3 protein-coding genes are annotated in these 3,111 nt (G+C 39.0%); all 3 read left to right on the forward strand.

Annotated features, from left to right (window positions below; genetic code table 11):
• The first annotated feature begins 9 nt into the window (after positions 1-9).
• The 3 genes from BN338_RS07235 (at position 10) to BN338_RS07240 (ending at position 2,789) form a co-directional block, all read left to right on the forward strand.
• Positions 10-1,638, forward strand: coding sequence for an alpha-D-glucose phosphate-specific phosphoglucomutase (locus BN338_RS07235; RefSeq protein WP_039760522.1), 1,629 nt, complete (start codon positions 10-12; stop codon positions 1,636-1,638).
• A gap of 62 nt (positions 1,639-1,700) precedes the next feature.
• A complete protein-coding gene (locus tag BN338_RS12680; RefSeq protein WP_210160960.1) occupies positions 1,701-1,844 on the forward strand; it encodes a hypothetical protein in 144 nt (47 codons plus the stop codon).
• A 609-nt stretch (positions 1,845-2,453) separates the two neighbouring features.
• Positions 2,454-2,789, forward strand: coding sequence for a zinc ribbon domain-containing protein YjdM (locus tag BN338_RS07240; RefSeq protein ID WP_039760524.1), 336 nt, complete (start codon positions 2,454-2,456; stop codon positions 2,787-2,789).
• Positions 2,790-3,111 lie beyond the last annotated feature (322 nt).

Genomic DNA, 3,111 nt, shown 5'->3' on the forward strand with positions numbered 1-3,111 from the left:
AGTATTACCATGACCATAAAGACAGTTTTTACCACAGTTTTTGAGGGGCAAAAACCGGGAACATCTGGTTTGCGCAAAAAAGTATCTGTTTTTCAACAACCCCATTATGTGGAAAATTTTATACAGTCTCTTTTTGATAATATTGGACCTCTTGAAGGGAAAATGTTGATTCTTGGGGGGGATGGACGCACTTTTAATCGGACTCTCCTTCAGATTGTGTTGAAGATGGCTGCGGCGCATGGTGTTGCTTGTGTTAAAATGGGAAGGGGCGGTATTCTTTCTACGCCTGCTGTTTCGCATCTTATTCGTAAATATCATGCTCATGGTGGAATTATTCTTTCTGCAAGCCATAATCCAGGTGGTCTTGAGGGAGATTGTGGGATCAAATACAATATTGCCAATGGTGGACCGGCACTTAATTCTTTATGTGATGCTATTTTTGCAACATCGCAGCGTCTTTCCTATTATAAAATTTTTGAAGCTCCAGATATTGATTTAGATAGGCAAGGGATAACCTTTATGGGAGCTATGCAGATCGATATTATTGATCCTGTTGCTGATTATGTTGCTTTGATGCAGGAGCTTTTTGATTTTGACTGTATTGCTAAGGCCGTTGCTCGAGGTTTGACTTTGCGCTTTGATGCCATGCATGCGGTAACAGGACCTTATGCGCATGAAATTTTTGAAAAATGTTTAGGATTTTCTAAAGGGACGGTGGTCAATGGCACTCCTTTGCCAGATTTTGGAGGCACTCATCCAGATCCCAATTTGGTTTATGCCAAGGCTCTTTATGATTTATTGATGTCAGAGCAAGGACCAGACCTTGGTGCTGCATCTGATGGCGATGGCGATCGTAACCTCATTATTGGGCGTCAACAATTTGTCTCGCCTTCTGATTCTTTGGCGATTATGGCTGAATATGCACACCTCATTAAAGGTTATCGACAAGGTGTTGTGGGAATAGCGCGTTCTATGCCAACGGGACGTGCGGCTGATCTGGTTGCTGAAAAACACGGATTAAACCTTTTTGAAACGCCAACGGGGTGGAAGTTTTTTGGGACGCTTTTGGATGCGGGGAAAGTAACCTTTTGTGGTGAAGAAAGCTTTGGAACCGGCTCTCATCATATCCGCGAAAAAGATGGTTTATGGGCTGTCTTATTTTGGTTAAATCTCTTAGCGGTAACAGGGAAAACTGTTGCACAAATCGTTCAACAACATTGGCACAGTTATGGGCGTTTTTACGCATTACGTCATGATTATGAAGAAGTTGAAGAAGATAAAGCTTTGGCATTACTAGAGCACTTGCGGGTGCATTTACCACAAGCGGGAACCAAAATTGCTGGATTTTTGGTCAAAAAAGCAGACGATTTTACGTATCATGATCCTGTTGATCAGAGCGTTAGTACGCGGCAAGGTATCCGTATTTTTTTCGAAAATGGCGCGCGGTTGGTGGTTCGTTTATCAGGAACAGGAACGCTAGGCGCTACCTTACGGCTTTATTTTGAACAGTATGAAGGTGATCCGCGCAGACACAATTTAAATCCGCAAGAAGTTCTTCAACCTTTGCAACAGGTAGCACTAAAACTATTAAACATACAACAAGAATTAGGGCGAGACCGTCCTGATATTATTACATGAAATCATTGGAATGTTTCTGGTCAAGATATCATAATTGATCACATGGGGCATGATTGGGAGGCATGATTTTAGGGGGGATGTGCCGTAAGGAGCGTCTCCATTTTCAGATTCGTTTCGTTTTTTCTACGTTTTTACATATCGGCTGGTATCTTAAAATTGCTGACTTCTTAAAATCAAAAGCTGGAGGTCTTCATAATCAGGCATAATGAGCGCATTAATGCCCAAGGATTTCTGATGGTTTATAGAAATGTTTTTTAATAGAATAATAGAGAGGAATATCTCTTCCCTCAAACAAGACATTATCGTTGTCGCATTTTTCATAGGCTTGTCTTAAAGAAACCTCTCTTAAGGCACTAGAAACGATCTTATGCGTGTCATTCATGAAGGAGATAAGGGGAAACTCATTGAGCACTACCATTTTTATGCTTATAAAGGAAAAAAAGTGATATCATCATATACATTTAAGCTCTGCTCTTCATGTTGGCTTTTGCATTTGAGAGTATTTCGTCTTTTGAATCTTTTCTTAATCGTTTTATACGGCTCTTCCTACTTGTAACATGCAAGCGAAAGGCTTTGGTTGATTCAATACAAAAGGAATTTTATGAATTAAGAGGAATCTTATGATGTACGAGGACTCATTGAATGATCAACCATTCTTATCCATGAATCTATTGTATGGGATGATTGCAGTAATAAACATCGTTGGCAGAGAGGCGAGAAAACAAAGGGATGTGTTTTTCTAAAATAATGGACAATAAATATTTCTTGCTTTATGACCAGTCATAATGAATGATTTTTCTAAAAAAGGGAAATTTATGACCCAATATCCCAAATGTCCTCGTTGTGATTGTCTTTATACTTATGAAGAGGGTGAAAACTTTGTGTGTCCTGAATGTGCACATGAGTGGCCACAAAAGAATGACGATACTGCTCTTTCCGATCCTGTTTATGATGCTAATGGACAGATTTTAACAAATGGCGATACCGTTATGGTGATAAAAGATCTGAAAGTAAAAGGCGCTTCCTCTGTTTTAAAAGGAGGAACGAAGGTAAAGAATATTCGCTTGGTGGATGGCGATCATAATATTGATTGTAAAATTCCTGGGATTGGCCCCATGAGCTTAAAGTCGGAATTTGTTAAAAAAGTTTAAGCATTTATTCTCTTGCGATTAGTTTTGCCTTTCGTTGGTTTGCTATTTTCATATTTTTTTCCAAGTGGGGCTATTCTTTTCTAATAGGGAACTTTTTTTATTTCATGGATTATGCCAATTAGATAGGCACAATATTTTTACTCTTATGGAAATATAAAAGCCATGTCTCGCAGAGAAATACAGTCTCTGTCTTTTCTCTTAGAATATGCTCTAAGGATTGGATAGTTGATTGATAAGAAAACAGTAAAAGTACGCGCTTTATGAGGCAAATAATGCTGTAAAGTGAAAACTTAGTCCTGCTGAATTGAAGAATTTTTTCCAT

Source organism: Bartonella queenslandensis AUST/NH15 (assembly GCF_000312585.1).
GTDB lineage: Bacteria > Pseudomonadota > Alphaproteobacteria > Rhizobiales > Rhizobiaceae > Bartonella > Bartonella queenslandensis_A.